This window comes from Flavobacterium gelatinilyticum (assembly GCF_027111295.1).
In the GTDB taxonomy this organism is placed as follows: Bacteria; Bacteroidota; Bacteroidia; order Flavobacteriales; family Flavobacteriaceae; genus Flavobacterium; species Flavobacterium gelatinilyticum.
This window is the reverse complement of record NZ_CP114287.1, coordinates 1,627,399-1,649,328: the sequence shown is the minus strand read 5'-3', so window position 1 is coordinate 1,649,328 and position 21,930 is coordinate 1,627,399. Positions and strand designations below refer to the sequence as shown.

Below are 21,930 nucleotides of genomic sequence, written 5' to 3'. Positions count from 1 at the left end.
ACCAAACCAGCCAAAATTGAAAATAGTAAATAAATTCTACCCGCACGCCCTTGCAATTCTGGGCTTTATTATAGTATCATTAATTTATTTTTATCCGGTTCTTCAGGGAAAACAAATTCTCCAGTCAGATATTGTTCAGTACACCGGAATGGCAAAGGAACAAAATGACTTCCGTGCTGCAGAACATGCAGAGCCTTACTGGACCAATTCTGCATTTGGCGGTATGCCTACTTATCAGTTAGGAGCCAATTATCCTTACGATTTTATAGGTAAGCTGGATGATGCATTGCGTTTTTTACCACGTCCTGCTGATTATTTGTTTTTATACTTTTTTGGTTTTTACGGACTGCTGCTGGTTTTAAGAACAGATCCTTTAAAAGCTTTTATAGGCGCTGTAGCCTTTGGTTTTTCAACTTATCTAATAATTATTCTTGGCGTTGGACATAATGCAAAAGCGCATGCAATCGCATATATGCCATTAGTCATTGCCGGATTTATACTGGTTTTTCAGAAAAAATATGTCTGGGGAGGACTCCTCACCATGTTTGCAGTTGCATTGGAGGTTAATGCCAACCACTTCCAGATGACCTATTATTTATTGATTTTCTTATTGATTCTTTCAGGCTATTTTGCCTTCAATTTTATAAAAGATAAAGAATACAAACCACTTTTAATTGCAGGCGGTACTTTGGCTGTGGCGGCAATTTTTGCTATTGGTGCCAATGCAGCTAATTTAATGGCTACAAGCGAATATGCTAAATACAGTACCCGAAGCAACAGTGAATTGACTTTTAATCCGGACGGAACTAAAAGAGAAAATGAAAACGCGCTTAGCCGTGAATATATAACAGAATACAGTTACGGAATAGCCGAAAGTTTTAATTTGATAGCTCCAAGACTTTTTGGTGGTTCAAACAGCGAAAATCTTGGCAAAGACAGTCATATGTATTCGTTTATGATTAATCACGGCGTGCCTTCTGATCAGGCAGAGGATTTTGTTTCCGGTTTACCAGCGTATTGGGGCGACCAGCCTATTGTAGCAGCTCCGGCCTATATAGGTATAGTTATTTTCTTTTTGGCTGTTTTAGCTTTGTTTTTAGATAACAGAAGAATTAAATATGTATTCCTTGCAGGTGCTTTAGTTTCTTTAGTGCTTTCGTGGGGAAAAAATTTCTCTTTACTAACGGACTTTTTTATTGATTACGTTCCAATGTATGATAAATTTAGAGCCGTATCTTCTATTCAGGTAATTTTGGAAGTGTGCTTTCCAATTTTGTCAATAATGGGACTTCAATCTTTCTTTAGAAATGATGATGAACGATTGAAGATTAAAGCTTTATTACAAACAGCTGCTTTTTGCTTGGGAACATTTTTGATTTTGCTTCTTGCCAAAGGTATGTTTCATTTTTCAGGAAGTAGTGATAATTATTTATTACAAAGTTATGGACCTGATTTTGTAGATGCATTAAAAGAAGACAGGATGAGTCTCTATCTGGCGGATTTATTGCGTTCAAGCTTTTTCACTGTTTTATCATTTGCATTCTTATATTGTTTTATAAAGTATAAAAGTAAAATCATAACATTAAGCTATTTACTTGTAATAGGATTAGCACTGTTAGGAGTGTTTTTTATCTTTATTGTTTTTGGTGAAAAAACATTATTGACTATCAAAACATTTGTTCCTTTAATTGCATTTTCTGTTGGTTATTTAATTTGGAGGTTAATAGTAAAGAAAGAATACAATCAGCTTACAATTATTTTAGTTGGAGTTTTAATTTTTTCTGACTTATTTTTTATTGATAAGAAGTATGTTGATGCAAAGAAATTCAAAAGCCCTGCTGAAATCGCAGCTCCGTTTCAGGAAACACCCGCAGATGCTAAAATTTTAGAAGATACTACTCATTATAGGGTTTTTGAATTAAGCGGCAACATGTCAAGTGCAAGAGCTTCTTATTTCCATCATTCTATTGGCGGATACCACGCTGCTAAGCCTAGAAAAATGCAGCAGTTATTTGATTATCAAATCGCAAAAAATAATCTGGAAATACTGAATATGCTAAATGTTAAGTATGTAATTCAGACAGATAAAGAAGGAAATGAAATCCCAACCATAAATCCCGAAGCTAATGGCAATGCGTGGTTTGTAGGTCATGTAAAACTGGTAAATAAACCGGATGATGTAATGAAAGCTCTAAATAATCTGGATACTAAAAAGGTCGCTGTATTTAACGTTCGCGAGCATGAAGGCAAATTTAGAAATGCCCGAATGAAAAAACAGTGGGATACTACAGGAACTATTAAGGTAGTAGAGTACAAACCAAATTATATCAAATATCAGTCTGATAATACTAAAGATGGTTTGGCTGTATTTTCTGAAATGTATTATAAAAACGGCTGGAACGCTTATATTGACGGACAATTAACAGATCATTTCCCTGTTGATTATGTTTTAAGAGCAATGGAAATTCCGGGTGGAAAACATACAATAGAGTTTAAATTTGAACCTCAGGTCGTTAAAACAGGAGGAACTATTGTGTTAGTAAGTTCTATTGGAATGTTGCTGCTTTTGGCTGGCGGTATTTATTTTGAGAGAAAGAACAGCTCTGCAAATAAAAGTGAGTTTAAAGTTTAAATTTTTGTGAAGCTTAGTGAAATCTTTGCGAGTCTTTGTGGAATTATAGGTTTCGCAGAGCTGTCAAAGATTTCACAGAGATTCTCAAAATTTTCCATTTTACAATAATAAACGATTTTCATTGGAACAAAAAAAACTCTTAATAATAACCTATTATTTTCCGCCTGCAGGTGGACCGGGTGTACAGCGCTGGCTGAAATTTGTAAAATATCTTCCTGAATTTGATGTTCAGCCGATTGTTTATATTCCTGAAAATCCAACGTATCCTATTATTGACGAAGGTCTGGTAAGTGAAATATCAGATAAAGTTATAATACTTAAAAATAAAATATGGGAACCGTATCAGCTGGCTTCTGTGTTTTCGAAAAATAAAACCAAGAAAATCAGTTCCGGAATTTTTCCGCATAAAAAGAAACAGACCTTTCTGGATAAACTTTTTTTATGGGTTCGCGGTAACCTGTTTATTCCGGATGCCCGTGTATTTTGGGTAAAACCGTCTGTTGCATATCTCGAAAAATATATAAAAGAAAATAACATCGATACGATTGTTACATCGGGACCGCCTCATAGTTTGCATTTAATTGGGTTGGAATTAAAGGAAAAACTAAACGTAAAATGGTTTGCCGATTTTCGTGATCCATGGACAACAATTGGTTATCATAAAGCTTTGCGTCTTTCCTCTTATGCTGATAAAAAACATAAAAAGTTAGAACATAAAGTTCTTAATACAGCTGATACAATTATAGTTACCAGCAAAACGACAAAAACAGAATTTCAGGCCATTACCAATAAACCGATTTCTGTGATTACAAATGGTTATGATAACGAAAATGTTGCAAAACAGACTTTAGATTCTAAATTTACACTGGCGCATATTGGTTCGTTTTTATCAGACAGAAATCCGAAATTTTTGTGGGAATGTCTGGTTGAATTGCTAAATGAAATTCCGGATTTTAAAAACCATTTAGAAATAAAATTAATTGGCGCTGTAAGTCAGGAAGTATTAGATTCGATTTCAGAATCAAATTTGAATACTTATCTAAATCTTGTAGGTTATGTATCGCACAATGAAGCCATTGCACACCAAAGAAAGTCTCAGGTGCTGCTTTTAATCGAAATTAACTCTGAAGATACCAAAAGCATCATTCCGGGGAAATTGTTCGAATATATGGTTTCTAACCGCCCAATTATTGCCATAGGGCCAACAGGTTCCGATTTTGCTGATATTATAAAAGAAACAAATACAGGCGTATTTTTTGATTATTCGGAAAAAGCCAGATTAAAAAGTGTAATTTTGGACTTTTATAATCAATTTCTGGAAGGAAAATTACAATCGTATGCAGTTGGTTTACAGCAGTATTCAAGAAAAAACCTTACCAAGCAATTAGTAGAGTTGATTAATAAATAAACGCTTAAAGAATCAATAATCAATTAATCAGAACTCTACAGTCTACAATTAGAAATGGGCATTGTCTTAAATCAGTCTTTTAAAAACACTATTATCACTTATATTGGTTTCGGGATCGGGGCCATCAATACACTGTATTTATATCCAGTATTTCTAGGGGCAACCTATTATGCTTTAACAAATTATATTACTTCTGCTGCAAATGTTATAATGCCTTTGTTTGCGATTGGAATGCAGAATACATTAGTTAAGTTTTATTCGCAGTACGAAACCGAAGAGCAGCGAGAACAGTTTTTGTCCTTTACAGCCTTGTTTCCTATTCTTATGTGTATTCCGTTGGGATTGATTGGTATTTTCTTTTATGATGACATTACAGACTTTGTTTCAAAAGAAAATCCTGTTGTAAGGGAGTTTATGCTTTTGATTCCGTTTATAGGAATCTGCATGGCGTATTTTGAGATTTTCTATGCCTGGGCGCGGGTTCATATGCATTCCGTATTTGGTAATTTTATTAAAGAAGTGGGTTTAAGACTTCTTTCGACACTGGCTTTAATTGGTCTTTATTTTCATTGGATTTCATTGGTGCAGTTTGTTTATGTAACCGCCGCGATTTATTTTCTGGCGTTTATTGTAACCATGTTTTATGCCTTTTACATCAAACGTCCGAACTTTCAGATTACGATTCCTGAAAATGTAAAAAGCGTGATGGAATACACCTTTTATATTATCTTATCAGGAAGTGTGGCCAACCTGCTTTTAGACGGTGATAAACTGATGCTGAACCAATATATGAAGATTGAGAATATTGCCTATTATTCTGTTGCTACCTATATTGCTTTGGTAATTTCGGTTCCAAGCAGGGCCATGCATCAAATTGTGTATCCAATTACGGCGAAACTGATGCACGAAAACAAACACGATGAATTGAATCAGCTGTATAAAAAAACATCCATAAACCTTCAAATGGTGGGCGGATTTGTAATGCTGTGTATTTTTGTAAATATTAATCAGTTATACGAATTGGTTCCAAAAGAATACAGCGGCGGTATTTCGGTTGTATTTATGATTGGTCTTTCGAAGTATTTTGATTTGATTTTAGGAAACAATAATGCCATTATATTCAATACAAAATATTACCGAATGGTGTTGTATCTTGGATTAATGCTGGTAGTTTTAACGGTAATCCTGAACATGATCTTTATTCCTATTTTTGGGATTTTTGGTTCAGCATTTGCTACTTTATTATCTATTACCTTATACAGCCTTGCCAAATTATTGTTTGTTGTAAAAAAATTGGGTCTTTATCCTTTTACAAAAGAAACCATTTCGTCAATGATCCTGACATTTGCATTGTTTTTGGTGTTTTACTTCTGGGAATTTCCGTTTTTTCAACTTATCAGTATTGCTTTAAAATCTATTTTAGTAACCATTTTATATGTTTATCTAAACTATCGATTTAATATTTCTCCCGATATTAATAAAGTAATTGATACCATTTTGAAAAAAATAGGAATAAAAATCTAATTCGTTTTTTCTGATTGCTCTGAATTGCACTCCTTTAAAATTATGTACTATTAATTTTACGTGCCATATTTTTAATATAACAGATAAAAAAGAATATTTTATTTATAATATACTGAATATGTGAAGGTAATCTTAAAATTTTCTTAGAATTATTTTGTAGTTAAATTAATAAAATCTAATTTTATGTAGAATTTTTCGCATTTCCATAGTTAGTTAAAAAATACAACTGACACAATAAATGGGATAATTTAAGGGTTATTTAGGTTGGAGTACATATTAAAATGTAAACAGGACCGCGCATATAGACAAACACAAACAAATGATTATGAAGAGCAATCAGCTTAGCCAGGAGCAAAGTGTACAGGTGTTTTCCGATATGATTTCCAATAAAGTTCATAACGGTTTTACACTGGAGGAGAGAAATGACGAATTCCTTTTCGCAGTTCTTTCAAAGGGAGGAAAAGTGGTAAATCACAGTTTAAATTTCATTATTTTTTGTTTAACCCTCGGATTATGGTCATTTGCATGGCTTTATTTAACCTTCGAGGCTTCTAAACAAAAAAAGGTATTAGTTGCTATTGATGAAGATGGTTTTCCGTTTGAGGAAAAATGTTTAGTAGCATAAAGAGACTCTAAAAATCAAAAGCCCTGAATTGAAAAATTCAGGGCTTTTTTTGTGATTATTTTTAGAGTTTATCCTTTAAATAAATTCCCGTAACCGATTCTTTAATTTTCACTACCTCTTCCGGCGTTCCGGCAGCTAATAAATGCCCTCCGTTTTCTCCTCCTTCAGGTCCAAGATCTATAATCCAGTCTGCACATTTAATTAAATCCAGATTGTGTTCGATTACAATAATAGAATGTCCTTTTTCGATTAAGGCATCAAAAGAAGCCAGCAGTTTTTTAATATCATGAAAATGAAGCCCTGTCGTAGGTTCATCAAAAACAAATAAGGCTTTGTCTTTTGTAGCTCCTTTTACTAAAAATGAAGCCAGTTTAATACGCTGTGCTTCACCGCCCGAAAGCGTAGAAGAAGATTGTCCTAACTGAACATACCCTAATCCAACATCTTGTAAAGGCTGTAACTTTTGCGTGATTTTGGATTGTTTGTTTTTCTCAAAAAACGCAATCGCATCATCAATAGTCATCGTCAGGATATCATTGATGTTCTGATTATCAAAAGTAACTTCGAGAATTTCTTTTTTAAATCGTTTTCCGCCGCAGGTTTCACAAGGAAGCGAAACATCGGCCATGAATACCATTTCAACGTTAATTGTTCCTTCTCCTTTGCAAGTTTCACATCGGCCTCCGTCAACGTTAAAAGAGAAATGTTTGGCCTGATAACCTCTTATTTTGGATAATTTTTCTTTGGCATACAAATCACGAATATCGTCGTAGGCTTTTATATAGGTTACCGGATTGGATCTTGAACTTCTTCCAATAGGATTCTGATCTACGTATTCGATATGTTTAATCTGAGAGAAAGAACCGGATATTTCGCTGAACTGTCCAGCTTTTTCGGCAGCACTTTCGAGTTTTTTCTGCATGGCCGGAAATAAAATCTTTTTGATCAAAGTACTTTTTCCGCTTCCGGAAACTCCGGTAACCACTGTTAAAACATCAAGAGGGAAAGTAACATTGATGTTTTTCAGATTGTTTTCTCTTGCGCCGATAATATCAATATGATTCTTGTATTTTCTTCTCTTTTTAGGAACAGAAATTTCCAAATCGCCATTTAAATATTTTGAAGTAAGCGAATCAGATTGTAAAATTTCTTCATAAGTACCCTGCGCAACAAGCTTTCCTCCAAAAGTTCCTGCTTCGGGACCAATATCAATAATCATATCAGCTGCTTTCATAATATCCTCGTCGTGCTCTACGACAATAACGGTGTTTCCTAAATCACGAAGAGACAGCAAAACTTTAATCAGTCTTTCAGAATCTTTAGGGTGAAGTCCAATACTCGGCTCATCTAAAATGTACATTGAACCTACTAAACTGCTTCCTAAAGAAGTAGCCAAATTGATACGCTGCGATTCTCCTCCTGAAAGTGTAGAAGAGTTTCGGTTCAAGGTAAGATAATCCAATCCTACTTCTGTTAAAAACGATAAACGGTTATTGATTTCCACCATTAAACGTTTTGCAATCTGCTGCTCGTATTGATTGAGTTCAAGATTTTTGAAAAAAGTAACCAGATGTTTAATAGGAAGATCTACTAAATCAGAAACTGTTTTACCGCCAATCTTTACATACGATGCTTCTTCGCGTAAACGTTTTCCGCGACAGGCGTGGCATTTTGTTTTACCGCGATAACGCGAAAGCATTACACGATTTTGTATTTTATAGTTTTTCTCTTCAAGTTCCCTGAAGAAGTCATTTAGACCCTGAAAGTACTTGTTTCCGGTCCAGATTATATCTTTTTGTTCTTCTGAAAGTTCAAAATAAGGTTTATGAATAGGAAAATCGAACTTATAAGCATGTTTTACCAGTTCGTCTTTGTACCAGCTCATGCTGTCGCCGCGCCATGGATAAATGGCACTTTCAAAAATAGACAATGAAGTATTCGGAACCACTAAATCGGCATCTATTCCTATAATATTTCCGTAACCTTCGCAAACCGGACAAGCTCCATACGGATTGTTGAAACTGAACAAATGCACATTGGGTTCTAAGAACGTAATGCCGTCGAGTTCAAAATTATTAGAATAAGAGAATTTTTTATCTGAACCTAATTCCTGAAGGAAACAAATTCCTTTTCCTTCAAAAAAAGCAGTCTGCACAGCATCTGCAAGGCGATTGTAGAATTCTTCTTCTTCCTTTACCACAATACGGTCAATAATGAGCAGAATGTCTTTATTGTCCAGGTTATGAAGATTCTCAGCCGAAAATTCGTCCAGACGAACCATTTCATTTTCTACCAGAATACGGGCAAAACCCTGCTGCAAAAGTATTTTTAATTTGTCTTCAAGCTGACGGCCCTCTTCAAGATGAATAGGCGCCAGAAGAAGCCATTTACTGTCGATTTCCAGTGTTTTTACATCAGCAATAACATCAGAAACCGTATTTTTTTTAACCTCTTGTCCTGAAACCGGAGAGTACGTACGTCCAATTCTGGCAAACAAAAGTTTTATATAATCGTAAATCTCTGTAGAAGTTCCTACGGTAGATCGTGCGTTTGTTGTATTTACTTTCTGCTCAATGGCAATTGCCGGCGCAATACCTTTTATATATTCTACCTTTGGCTTGTCCAGACGACCAAGAAACTGACGCGCGTAAGAAGATAAACTTTCTACATAACGGCGCTGTCCTTCGGCATACAGTGTATCAAATGCGAGACTTGATTTTCCTGATCCTGAGAGACCTGTAATAACGACAAGTTTATTTCGGGGAATAGCAACATCTACATTTTTTAAATTATGTACCTGCGCTCCTTTTATTATAATATTCTGCTTTGGGTCGAGTGTCGAAAGATCGATTTGCATAAAAAAAGTCAATTTTTACAAAAGTAATCAATTTTGAACAGAGTTCTGTTACAGATATTGTTCCAAATCCTAACAGAATTATCACTGTAAAATCTCATCTTCATATTGGTATTTTTTTTATTAAAAAATTATTGTTTCATCATAAAATGGCTTATTTTAGGACTGTAATAGTATTATTTTAATATCATTTCCAAAACTTGAAAACTAAACTAACCACCACCTTGTTCATTTTAATCGGTCTTATTGTGTCTTCACAGGAACTCCCGCCGATTATCAAATATTCATCTGCCGTTTACGGTGCCGGAAATCAAAACTGGATGATTTCTCAGGATGATAAAAATTACCTTTATTTTGCCAACAACGACGGGCTTCTGGAATATAACGGAACGAGCTGGCAGTTGTATCCCGGGCCTAATGAAACCATTGTGCGGTCTGTAAAAGTTATTGGCAGCAGAATTTATACGGGCAGTTATATGAATTTTGGCTATTGGACCCGAAATACCAATGGGAGACTAAAGTATACTTCGCTGAGTGATGATATAAAAGATAAAATCTTAGACGACGAGCAGTTCTGGAATATCTTAAAATACGATCAGTGGATTCTGTTTCAGTCCCTGAACCGAATTTACATTTATGATACCAAAACGAAAAAAATGGAAATTGTGGCCCCGAAGAACGGAGTCATAAAATCTTTTGCGCAAAAAAATGCCATTTATTTTCAGACAATGAAAGAAGGGCTTTTTGAAATTGAAAGCGGTGAAGCTAAATTGGTTTCAGACCATCCGGTGCTTAAAAAGTTCACAATTGCAAATGTTTTTACGACAGATGACGGATTGCTGATCCAGACGCAGCAGGACGGAATGTACAAGCTCTCCGGAAATTCGTTAACAGCTATAGCCACAGATATAGATTTAGATTTAAAATCGGATTTTGTTTATAGCAGCCAGAGGCTTAAAGACGGAAGTTTTGCACTTGGAACCGTTTCGAACGGAATTTTTATTTTAACTGATAAAGGAAAACTAAAATACCATCTTTCGCAGAGTAAAGGATTAAGCAATAATACGGCTTTGTCTCTTTTTGAAGACAAAGACCAGAATTTATGGATTGGTCTTGATAACGGCATAAACTGTATCAATGTGCAGTCGGCAGTACATAGTTTTACAGACGATACGGGTGTTTTGGGAACCGTTTATGCCTCGGCTGTTTTTAACGGAACGCTTTATATAGGTACAAATCAGGGATTGTTTTGCAAACCGGTTCAAAGCAGTTCAGACTTTAAGTTTATCAACGGAACAAAGGGGCAGGTCTGGTCCTTATTTACGTATGATAATACGCTTTTTTGCGGACACGATTCGGGAACTTTTGTTGTTACAGGTAATTCGGCTAAATCCATTTTTTCAGCCTCGGGAAGTTGGAAGTTTGAACCAGTTCCGGGTAATAAAAACCTGCTGCTTCAGGGGAATTATTACGGACTTTCGGTTTTGGAAAAAGTAAACAATCAATGGGTTTTCAAAAATAAAATTCAGGGATTTGATTATTCGTCCCGTTATTTTGAAATTACCAAAAATCTGGAAATTTATGTAAGCCACGAATACAAAGGGATTTTTAGATTAAAACCGGACAAAGCGCTTTTGAGAACCAATAATTTCTATACTTATAAATCGCCGCAAAAAGGGCAGGGTGCGAGTCTTACGACTTTTAATAATCATATTTATTATGCGTATAAAGGCGGTATCTTTAAATTAAACCCTAAAACGCGATTATTTGAAAAAGACAGTATTTTAAGTTCTATTTTCGAAAAAGACGAATATACTTCGGGAAAACTGATTGTGGATAATTCGAACAAAATCTGGCTTTTTTCTAAAAATTACATTCATTACTTCTCGGCAAGCAAACTCAGTAATCAATTAAAAGAAAATATAATCCCGATTCCATCCTCTTTGACTAATTCGATGCTGGGATATGAAAATATTACCCAAATCTCAAAATCGACTTATTTAATAGGAACAACAGACGGGTATTATACACTGAATATAGACGAACTCAGTTTTAAGAATTACAATGTTTTGATAACAGACATTACCAGCAACAAACAAAACGAGATTTTTAAAAATGTGGCGATTTACAATGACGGCGGTTTCGACTCTGACGAAAATAATATTACGTTCAATTATACGGTGCCGGAATACGATAAATACATCAATTCAGAATACCAGTACCTGCTTGAAGGTTTTCAGAATGAATGGAGCGAATGGAGTACTAAAGCCACTGCCAATTTTAAAAACCTGCCTCCCGGGAAATATACTTTTAAAGTAAGGGCAAAATATGCCAATACGATTCTGCAGAATGTGGCGGTATATAATTTTCAGATTTTTAAACCGTGGTACAGCACTAATTTTGCATGGTTTATTTATTTCCTTCTTACGCTTTCGATAGGATATTTTATTAATAAAGCTTATCGCAATTATTATCAGAAACAAAAAGAAAAACTGATTGAAGAGAATAATCTTCTGCTGGAGATTAAAGAACTTGAAAACGAACAGCAGTTGATGAAACTTCGAAATGAACAGCTTTCGCAGGACGTCGATAATAAAAATCGGGAACTGGCGGTTTCGACCATGAGTCTGAACAGTAAAAACGAATTACTGGCCTTTATTAAAGAAGATTTAAAAAAGACGGCCCAAAATGACAGTTCCAATATAAAATCGGTTATCAGCACGATTAATAAAAATATTACCGAAGAGGATTCCTGGAATGTTTTTAAAGAGGCTTTTGATAATGCTGATAAAGATTTTCTAAAGCGGATAAAACAAATGCATCCCGCCCTTACGCCAAATGATCTCCGTTTATGCGCCTATCTGCGGTTAAACCTTTCATCAAAAGAAATAGCGCCTTTATTTAATATTTCTGTTCGGAGCGTTGAAATAAAGCGATACCGTTTGCGTAAAAAGATGGATTTGCAGCACGAAAACGGTTTAGTAGAATATATTTTGGCTGTATAGTAGGTGAAAAACCAACTTCAAAAAACTATACATTACCTCAACATTAAGCTTTTCTTGGGAAAATCCAGAGAAAATGTTAAAGAAATTAACATTCGGAAATTATAGGCAATTGGGCGTATTTTTTATTATATCCTGATTTTCGACTACTTTTTTTTGTGATGTATGTTTTTTGTTGAGGTTAAATTTATCGTTTTCATAAGCGGAACAAATAATTTTAAACTTCAATAAAAACTAACTAATTATGAAATCTAAATTATTACTTGCAGTACTGTTACTGTGTACAGGTTTTGCTTTCTCGCAGAATCAGGATGTATCAGGAACTGTATTCGATGCTGCCGGATTGTCATTGCCGGGAGTAAATGTAAAAGTTAAAAATTCGTCCAAAAGTACAACCACGGACTTCGACGGATCTTTTAAACTTAATGATGTCCCGAAAGGAACAACAATTGTCTTTAGTTACATTGGCTTTAAAACGCAGGAAGTTGCGGTTTCAGGACCAAAAATGACGGTAAAACTTAGCGACGATGCTAAATCATTAGATGAAGTCGTTGTAATTGGTTACGGTACCCAGAAAAAGAGAGAAGTTACGGGTGCTGTTTCTGTAATCGACAGTAAAACGCTTGATATCCTGAAACCAGCAAGAATCGAGCAGGCTTTACAAGGAACAATTTCGGGGGTAAATGTTACCACGCAGTCAGGAGCGCCGGGAGCACCAATCGATGTTCGTATTCGTGGTATAGCCACAAATGGTCAAAACGGACCTACTACTATTATAGATGGTTATGTAGGAGATTTAAATGTCCTGAATCCTAATGATATCGAAACGATTACGGTTTTAAAAGATGCTCAGGCTGCTATTTACGGTACAATTGGAGCAAACGGGATTATTTTGATTACTACCAAAATGGGAAAGAAAAATTCGAAAACAAAAATTTCTTTCAACAGTTATACCGGTTTTCAGGAAGCTTCTAAAAAATTATCGACTCTGGATGCGACAGAATATGCTTTGTTGCTGAACGAAAGTTATGCAAACGGCGGACAGGCACTTCCTTACCCGAATGTAAGCGGTTTAGGTAAAGGAACCGACTGGCAGAAAGAAGTTGTTCGTAAAGGTGTACCCCTTATCAACAGCGATTTAACCATATCAGGAGGATCAGATAAAATTTCGTATTCGATCAGTGGTTCGCATCTGGACCAGGAAGGTATCGTAGGAGAAGATAAATCAGGATTTTTAAGAAACACGGCAAGAATTGCTTTAGGAGCAGATTTAAGTGATAAATTCAAATTAAAAACAAATGTTATCTATACCTATTTTAACAGAAAAACCCTGAACGAAAACGGATTAGGTTCTGTATTGTTCAATGCTTTAAACGTTCCTTCTGTTTTAAAACCTTACAATGATGCAGGCGAATATACTTTAGTGCCAACCTCTGGCTTAGGAAATGAAATTATCAATCCGCTTGCACAGATCGAGAATACCTATAATGATTACAATTACAAAAAAATCAATGGTAATTTTGGTCTGGACTATAAAATCTTTAAAGGATTTGTATTATCAAGTTCAATAGGATTTAATACTTCAAACAGCGAAGCAAAAACATTTGGAAAACAAATAAGCTACGGCGGAAAAGTATTTGACGTACAAAGAAGTTCTGTTACGCAGACTGCAACAAACGACAACGATTACTCTTTTGATATTTATGCAACCTATAATACAAAAATCGCCGAAAGTCATAATATTACAGCAACTTTAGGAAATACGATTTACAAACAGTGGGGTAATTCAGCATTCGGCACCGGATACGATGTTCCAAATAATTCATGGGACTATGCTGATCTTTCTTTAACAAAAGGATTACCTACTGCATTAAATACAGGCGGTTACGTTTACGATCAGAGAAGACTTTCTTATTTTGGAAGAGCGCAGTATGATTATAAAGGGAAATACCTTTTCTCAGCTATGATCAGACGCGATTCTTCTACTAAATTCGGACCTGGAAACAAAGTAGGATATTTTCCTTCTTTTACAGCGGGATGGGTGGTATCTGACGAGAGCTTCTTCGGACAGCCAAAAACAGTAAATTTCTTAAAATTTAGAGCGAGTTACGGTACTTTAGGAAATGACCAGATTCCTAATAACGGTTTCCTAAGTTTATTAACCGGTGAAGCAACTTATGTTTTCAACGGTGCGCTGGTAAACGGAGTAGCAACAGGTCAAATCCCAAACCCGGATTTAAAATGGGAAGAAGCCAGAAAATTTGACGTTGGTTTTGACTTACGATTATTAGACGATAAAATTTCTATCGTAACCGATTATTTTATTGATACCAGAAAAGATTTATTGATTCCGCGTATTCCGGTTTCGGGAATTACAGGTATTGGAGCTCCTGGAGCAGATCCGCCTACAATGAATGCAGGTACAGTACGAAATTCAGGACTTGAATTTGCTATAGATTACAGAGAGAAATTCTCAGATTCTTTCTCAATGAGTATAGGTTACAATGTCACTTTCCTTAAAAATGAAGTACTGGAAGTAAATAACGGTACCGGATTTATCGAGCAGGGTTCTTTTGGTGTAGGACAGCCTGCAGCATCAAGAATGGAAAAAGGAAAACCAATTGGTTATTTCTATGGATATAAAACAGACGGTATTTTCCAGAATCAGGCAGAAGTGGATGCACATCCTTCTCAGCAGGCTTTAGGAGCAAAAGCGTCTCCAGGTGATATTCGTTTTGTTGATGTTAACGGAGACGGAGTTATCGATACAAAAGATAAAACAAATATTGGAGATCCAATTGCCGATGCTACAATGGGTTTCAATGTTCAGTTAAATTATAAAAATCTTGATTTTGCTGTTTATGCATTTGCTTCAGTAGGAAATGATATGGTACGTAATTACGAAAGAGTACTGCCTGATGCCAACCGTTTAGATTATGTCTTAGACAGATGGACAGGCGAAGGCACAAGCAATACTGTTCCAAGAGTAACAACAGGCGCGACGTCAAATAATGTACTTTCAGATTATTTTGTTGAAGATGCGTCTTATTTAAGAATCCAGAACGTTCAGTTAGGATATACGCTTGATCCTCAGGTGACTCAAAAAGCCGGAATTACCAAACTAAGATTGTATGCCGGTGTAAATAATCTGTACACTTTTACGAAATATAAAGGATTTGACCCGGGAGCTTCATTTGGTCCTACAAACAAAGACGGTGTTTCTCAGTCGCCAATTGGTGCCGGAATCGACTACGGATTTTATCCTATTCCGAGAACCTATATTATGGGCTTAAACATTAATTTTTAATTTCAGTTAAAATGAAAAAATATTTATATACAACCGTTGCGGCACTCATTCTGTTCTCTACTCTTTGTGTTTCCTGTTCAGACGAATTTGTCAGCCCAAAACCGGCCTATTCAATCGATTCTGAGAACTATTTCAACTCTCAGAGCGATTACAATGATGCACTTATCGCAGCTTACGATATTTTACAGTCTACCTATTTAAATGCATTATTAGGCGAAATTGCTTCAGATAATACACTGGCAGGAGGAGAAAGCCCGACTGACGTAATAGGATTTCAGCAGATAGATGATATGATTCATACTCCCGTAAACAGTAATCTTAAGAACCTTTGGGACTGGATGTTTGCAGGAGTTCAGAGAACCAACTACATCATGGAGTTTAAAGACAAAACTGATTTTCAGGGAAAAACACAGCTTATTGCCGAAACTCGTTTCCTTAGAGCTTACTACGAGTTCGAATTGGTAAAATGGTTTGGAGGAATTCCAATGAAACCGGATGCCAGATTTAAAGTAGGTGACGAAAAAACATTCCCGCGTTTATCAACTCAGGAAGTATATGCCGCAATCGAAGCCGATTTGATTTTTGCTTCAGAAAATTTAGCTCCTAATGCCTCTCAGACAGGAAGAGTTACAAAAACTGCAGCACAGGCTTTGCTTGGAAAAGTGTACTTATATCAAAATAAATTCCAGCAGGCCGCAACTGCACTTGAGGCGGTAATTACATCCGGAAAATATACACTGGTAACAGATTATAATAGCATATTTGAAATGGAAGGAGAAAACGGAAGTGAATCTGTTTTTGAAGTTCAGTATACAGATGTTGAAGGAGCAGGATTCGAATGTTTACAATGCAGCGAGGGTAATGTGGCAGTTGGATTCAGCGGAGTAAGAGGATATTCAGGGCCTTTATTTTCAGCAGGATTCAGTTTTAATATCCCAACTCAGGAAAGTGCAGATTCATTTGAAGTAGGTGACAGACGTAAAGATGTTACCATTTTAGATATTGCGGCTTGGGCTGCGGCTAATCCAACATGGGATAATGGTAATGGAGTAGCATTTGGGAAAGGAAATGAAGACACTGGTTTTTTCAACAGAAAATACCTTCCTAGAAAAAGAAGCAACGATGCTCAAGGAGATTTAAACCTGACAAACCCGAACAACTACAGATCTATTCGTTATTCGGATGTTTTATTAATGGCTGCCGAAGCGTATAACAGAGGCGGCATCAACGACGCAAAAGCAAGAACATATCTTAATGAAGTAAGAAGACGCGCTTTTGGCGATACCAATCATGATATTGCAGCTTCAGGAAATGCCTTAACCGATTTTATCTGGGCAGAAAGAAGAGCAGAACTTTTTGGAGAAGGACATCGTTTCTTTGACTTGGTGAGAACAGGAAAAGCAGAAGGAACAATTCCGGGATTCAAAAAAGACAAGAACGAATTATTTCCAATTCCAATTGAAGAAATTCAATTCGCAAACGGAAACTGGCAGCAAAATCCTGGATATTAAAAAGATACTATTATGAAAAAAATACATTTTATTATAAGTTTCTTCGCCCTGATGCTTTTCTTAAGCTGTTCGAGCGACGATAACAATATTGATTTAGAGGGCTTAGGCGGACCTGCAAACTTAGCAGCTCTGACTACAGTAACTCAGGATAACTCCGGAAAAGTAACTTTTTTACCAACCGGAGAAGGAGTAACACAATTCAAAATAAACTTTGGAGACGGATCTCCCGAATCTGCTTATTTTGCCTCGGGAGGAACTACAACACATACTTATAAAGAAGGAGTGTACCAAAGTAAAATTATTGCAATGGGAGTTAACGGACAAACTACTGAAAAAGTTCAGGAAGTTGTGGTTTCTTTCAAAGCACCTGAAAATTTGGTTGTAGTGGTTACAAATGATTTGTCAGTTTCTAAAAAAGTAACCGTAAAAGCAACAGCAGATTATGCTTTGTTTTACGATGTTTATTTTGGAGAAGAAGGCGTAACAGAACCGCTTACTGCTAATAACGGAGCAGAGGTTTCATACACATATAAAGAAGCCGGAGTGTATACTATTCGTGTTGTTTCAAAAAGTGCGGCTGTTAAAACTACAGAATATACACAGGAAGTTACAGCAAAATTAGTGCTTAATCCAACAGCTTCTGCACCAACGCCTCCAAACAGACTGGCAGGAAATGTAATTTCTATTTACAGTTCAAAATATACAAATGTAGCAGGAACCAATTTCTATCCTAACTGGGGTCAGTCTACAAGCTATACTGAATTTGATCTGAATGGAGACAAAATCCTGAATTATAACAATCTGAATTATCAGGGAATTGCCCTGGCTGACGGTGTGACAATTGATGTTTCCGGAATGGAATATCTTCATATGGATGTCTGGACAGCAGATTTAGATAAACTGGAAGTATCTTTAATCAAGCCGGGACCGGTTGAAAGACCAGTAACAAGTAATCTTACAGCGAATCAGTGGACAAGTTTAAATATTCCTATTTCGGCATTCACAAGCCAGGGAATGACTGTAAATGATATATTCCAATTAAAATTAGTTGGATTACCTGCCGGTAAAAATGTTTATATCGATAATATTTATTTCTATAAAGACAGCGAATCACTTACAACTCCGGCACCAACCCCAACAAGAGCCTCGGGAGATGTAATTTCATTATTCAGCGATGCTTATTCTAATATTGGCATTCAAACCTGGCGTACAGACTGGTCTGCAGCAACATTAGAAGAAACAGCTGTTGCAGGAAATGCAGTTAAAAAATATTCTGATTTAAATTTTGTAGGTATAGAACCTTCGTCCCCAATAGATGCCAGCGGTATGACACATTTCCATGTAGATGTATGGTCGTCTGATTTTACAGAATTCCGAATTAAATTAGTTGATTTTGGACCAAACGGAGTATACAACGGAGGAGGAGATGACAAAGAACACGAATTGCGATTTACCGCTCCGGCACAAGGACAGTGGGTAAGCCTGGATATTCCGTTAAGTGATTTTACCGGATTAACAACCAGAGCACATATTGCACAGCTTATTTACTCAGGAAACCCAAGCGGAAGCCATACTATTTATATTGATAATGTGTATTTCCATAAATAGGAACAAGGGATTATCAATGCAATTAAAATGAATTTACATTTTATAAAAATCAGAAAAATGAAAAAATACAATAAATACTTCGTATTACTTTTTGCACTGCTCTTAGCAATAAGTTGTCAGAACGACGATTATTCCTTCGGCGATCTGAGTGCACCGTCAAATATTAAGGTTACGGCTGCTCTTGTAGGTAAAACTGCAGATGATCCTTTTGGAGACGGATCCGGAAAAGTAAAACTTATAGCTACTGCGGATAATGCCGTTTCGTTTAAATATACATTTAGCGATGGTACATCAGCAAATGCACCGGGCGGTCATTTCGAAAAAACATTCACTAAAACAGGTGTAAATAAATATACCGTAACCGTAATTGCATACGGCAGGGGAGGTGTAGCATCAAATACAACTGTTGAAGTGGAAGTGTTAAGCAATTTCAGCGATCCTGAAGCAGTACAGTTCTTAACTGGCGGAACATCTAAAAAATGGTATTGGTCAGCTTCTGAACCTGGGCATTTAGGTGTTGGTCAGAATGATAGTGACGCTACTAAAAACTACTATCCAAATTATTACTCTGCCGGAGCATTCGAAAAAGCAGCATCGCCTACTAGCAGCTGTTTATACGAAAATGTGCTGACTTTCTCTTTAGACGGGGAGCAATTGAAATTTGAATTAGACAACGGAGGATCAACATTCTTTAATGCTGCTTTTGCAAGTGTAGCAGGAGGAAGTTCACCAGACGATGCTTGTTTAGCTTACAATACTGGCGGCGTAAAAACGGTTTCATTAAGCCCTTCAGAATCGGTTGTAATGTCTAATCCAAATCATCAGACTCAAACCAGAGGAACAATGCTGAACTTCTCAGACAATGGTTTCATGGGGTATTATATCGGACAAAGTTCGTACGAAATTCTATCTATAACAGCAAACCGTATGGTAGTAAGAGCGGTAATGGGCGGTAATCCGGCACTGGCATGGTATCATACCTTTACTACAACACCACCAAATCAGAATCCAACAACAGATTACACCAACTTAGTATGGTCAGATGAATTTGATGTTGACGGAGCACCAGATCCTTCTAAATGGGTTTACGATTTAGGAAGAGGAGATAACGGCTGGGGAAATAATGAAAAACAAAATTATACCAATTCAGCTTCTAATATTAAGGTTGAAGGAGGGTTCCTGAAAATTACAGCCAAAAAAGAAGCTTCTGGAGGAGCAGAATATTCTTCGGCAAGACTGAAAACAGATGGTAAATATGCCTTTACGTACGGTAAAGTTGAGGTTCGTGCCAAATTACCTTCTGGCGGCGGAACATGGCCTGCTATCTGGATGCTGGGGCAGAATTATGCTACGAAAATCTGGCCGGCCTGCGGCGAAATTGACATTATGGAACACGTAGGAAACGCTCAGAATCTGGTTCATGGAACATTTCATTATCCCGGACGTTTCGGCGGAAATGCCAATACGGCTTCTAAAACTATTCCAAATGTGTCTACAGAATTCCACGTCTACAAAACGATCTGGAGTCCTGCATCTATAACAATATATGTTGACGATACAATAATACATTCATTGCCAAATGATGGATCATTACCTTTTAACAGCGACTTTTTCTTAATACTGAATGTTGCAATGGGTGGTAATTTGGGAGGCAATATTGATCCTGCTTTTACACAGTCAACCCTGGAAGTTGATTACGTTAAAGTATATCAATAGGTTAATTAATTAGTAAGAGTGAGAAGGTCAGTTTCGGCTGGCCTTCTTAATTTATAATTTTTAAAATAAAACTATGAACAAGCTAGTACTGTTGTTATTAGTCTGCGGATTTTCCTATGCCCAGGAAGTAAAAAGAAAATTAGTCTGGGAGGAAAATTTCAGTAAAAAAACGATAAATGAAAAATTCTGGAATTTCGAAACCGGTGACGGATGTCCTAATTTATGCGGCTGGGGAAATAACGAAAGACAAATTTATACCAAAACCAACCACGAAATAAAAGACGGAAATTTAATTATTGAAGCCAAAAAAGACGGAAATGTCTATTCTTCAACAAAAATTACGACAAAAGGCAAAAAAGAATTTAAATACGGACGTATTGAAGCAAGAGCAAAACTTCCGGTCGGACACGGATTATGGCCCGCATTCTGGATGTTAGGCGCCAATATTGATGAGGTGAAATGGCCAAAAACCGGAGAAATTGATATCTTAGAATATATAGGAAGAGATCCTCACATGGTCTACACAACACTTCATACACAAGACAGCCACGGAAACACCATTAATACCAAAAGAACCGAATTTCCAAATATCGAAGAAGGTTATCATGTATATGCCATCGAATGGAATAAAGACAAAATCGATTTTTTTGTTGATACAACTTTAGTTTATACTTTCAATCCTGAAATCAAAAATGAAAATACGTGGCCTTTTGATAAACCATTTTATATCATTGTAAATTTAGCAATTGGCGGCAATTTTGGCGGACCGGATGTCGATGATTCAGTTTTACCGCAAAAATTTTACGTAGATTATGTAAGGGTTTACCAATAATTACATATCTTGCTTTTAAAATAAATATTTGGCAGATGTAAATAGTCTAATAGTCTAGCTGTAAGTTATTTACATCTGTTTTTAATGTATTGAAAATAAGAAGGATTTTCCTGTTTTTTTAACGATTTTTATCTATTCAGGAGACTGCATTAAAAAACTTAACGATAAATTGTTAATTATTATTGTTTTTGTTTGCTTTATAAAATAAATATTTGTTAAATTTGATCACAATATTAACATAAGTCAAAAAATATCACGCCTATAAAATAAAACTACTTTTTAGAAATTACTCCAATTATTAAAACTAAAAAAGTAGTACTATGGCTGATCTGCATATTCCAGACTCTGTATTAGTGAAAAATTATGTTGAAGGCAATGAAAATGCTCTTGCAACATTAATTAAAAGACATGAATCTAAAATTTACGGATTTATATATTCTAAAATCGCTGACAGAGATATTTCAAATGATATTTTTCAGGATACTTTCATTAAGGTAATCAAAACTTTAAAAAGTAACTCTTACAACGAAGAAGGTAAATTCCTGCCTTGGGTAATGCGTATTTCGCATAACTTAATCGTTGACCATTTCCGTAAAACCAAAAAAATGCCAATGTACAGGGAAACAGAAGAATTTTCTATTTTCTCTGTAATGTCTGACGATTCATTAACCATCGAAGGTAAAATGATTGCAGATCAGGTAGAAGTTGATTTGAAAAAATTGATAGAAGAGCTTCCGGATGATCAAAAAGAAGTATTGGTAATGAGAATGTATCAGGATATGAGTTTTAAAGAAATATCAGAATTAACTGATGTAAGTATCAATACCGCTTTAGGAAGAATGCGATATGCTCTTATGAATTTAAGAAAAATTATTGACAAACATCAAATTATTTTGACCAACTAATACTAA

12 protein-coding genes are annotated in these 21,930 nt (G+C 35.9%); 11 read left to right on the top strand and 1 reads right to left on the bottom strand.

The annotated features are described in order from the left end of the window. Nucleotides 1-16 precede the first annotated feature (16 nt). From OZP11_RS07060 to OZP11_RS07045, 4 genes are all read left to right on the top strand, one after another. The gene (locus OZP11_RS07060; protein ID WP_281234519.1) at nt 17-2,632 is read left to right on the top strand and encodes a YfhO family protein; all 2,616 of its coding nucleotides are present in this window, start codon (nt 17-19) and stop codon (nt 2,630-2,632) included. 121 nt (nt 2,633-2,753) lie between these two features. Beyond that, on the top strand, nt 2,754-4,040 hold the full coding sequence (locus OZP11_RS07055; RefSeq protein ID WP_281234518.1) for a glycosyltransferase family 4 protein: 1,287 nt from the start codon (nt 2,754-2,756) through the stop codon (nt 4,038-4,040). A 54-nt stretch (nt 4,041-4,094) separates the two neighbouring features. Next, nucleotides 4,095-5,564: an oligosaccharide flippase family protein gene (locus OZP11_RS07050; RefSeq protein ID WP_281234517.1), complete on the top strand. Its 1,470-nt coding sequence runs from the start codon at nt 4,095-4,097 to the stop codon at nt 5,562-5,564. 325 nt (nt 5,565-5,889) lie between these two features. Next, nucleotides 5,890-6,189, top strand: coding sequence for a hypothetical protein (locus OZP11_RS07045; RefSeq protein ID WP_281234516.1), 300 nt, complete (start codon nt 5,890-5,892; stop codon nt 6,187-6,189). A gap of 61 nt (nt 6,190-6,250) precedes the next feature. Here the strand turns inward: OZP11_RS07045 and uvrA are convergent, their stop codons facing one another. Next, the gene (gene uvrA, locus OZP11_RS07040) at nt 6,251-9,046 is read right to left on the bottom strand and encodes an excinuclease ABC subunit UvrA (protein ID WP_281234515.1); all 2,796 of its coding nucleotides are present in this window, start codon (nt 9,044-9,046) and stop codon (nt 6,251-6,253) included. A gap of 197 nt (nt 9,047-9,243) precedes the next feature. Between uvrA and OZP11_RS07035 the strand changes: the two genes are divergently transcribed. From OZP11_RS07035 to OZP11_RS07005, 7 genes are all read left to right on the top strand, one after another. Further along, nucleotides 9,244-12,048: a triple tyrosine motif-containing protein gene (locus tag OZP11_RS07035; protein WP_281234514.1), complete on the top strand. Its 2,805-nt coding sequence runs from the start codon at nt 9,244-9,246 to the stop codon at nt 12,046-12,048. Nucleotides 12,049-12,289: 241 nt separating this feature from the next. After that, nucleotides 12,290-15,352 (top strand): SusC/RagA family TonB-linked outer membrane protein, encoded by a 3,063-nt coding sequence (locus tag OZP11_RS07030; RefSeq protein ID WP_281234513.1) that lies wholly within the window; start codon nt 12,290-12,292, stop codon nt 15,350-15,352. 11 nt (nt 15,353-15,363) lie between these two features. After that, nucleotides 15,364-16,863 carry a RagB/SusD family nutrient uptake outer membrane protein gene (locus OZP11_RS07025; RefSeq protein ID WP_281234512.1) on the top strand — a complete coding sequence of 500 codons (1,500 nt, stop codon included), beginning with the start codon at nt 15,364-15,366 and terminating at the stop codon, nt 16,861-16,863. 12 nt (nt 16,864-16,875) lie between these two features. Beyond that, nucleotides 16,876-18,471, top strand: coding sequence for a hypothetical protein (locus OZP11_RS07020; RefSeq protein ID WP_281234511.1), 1,596 nt, complete (start codon nt 16,876-16,878; stop codon nt 18,469-18,471). A 57-nt stretch (nt 18,472-18,528) separates the two neighbouring features. After that, nucleotides 18,529-20,187: a family 16 glycosylhydrolase gene (locus OZP11_RS07015; protein WP_281234510.1), complete on the top strand. Its 1,659-nt coding sequence runs from the start codon at nt 18,529-18,531 to the stop codon at nt 20,185-20,187. Nucleotides 20,188-20,260: 73 nt separating this feature from the next. Continuing rightward, nucleotides 20,261-21,019 (top strand): glycoside hydrolase family 16 protein, encoded by a 759-nt coding sequence (locus tag OZP11_RS07010; RefSeq protein ID WP_281234509.1) that lies wholly within the window; start codon nt 20,261-20,263, stop codon nt 21,017-21,019. A 320-nt stretch (nt 21,020-21,339) separates the two neighbouring features. Beyond that, entirely contained in the window at nt 21,340-21,924 is a 585-nt protein-coding gene (locus tag OZP11_RS07005; RefSeq protein WP_281234508.1) for an RNA polymerase sigma factor, read from the top strand. Nucleotides 21,925-21,930 lie beyond the last annotated feature (6 nt).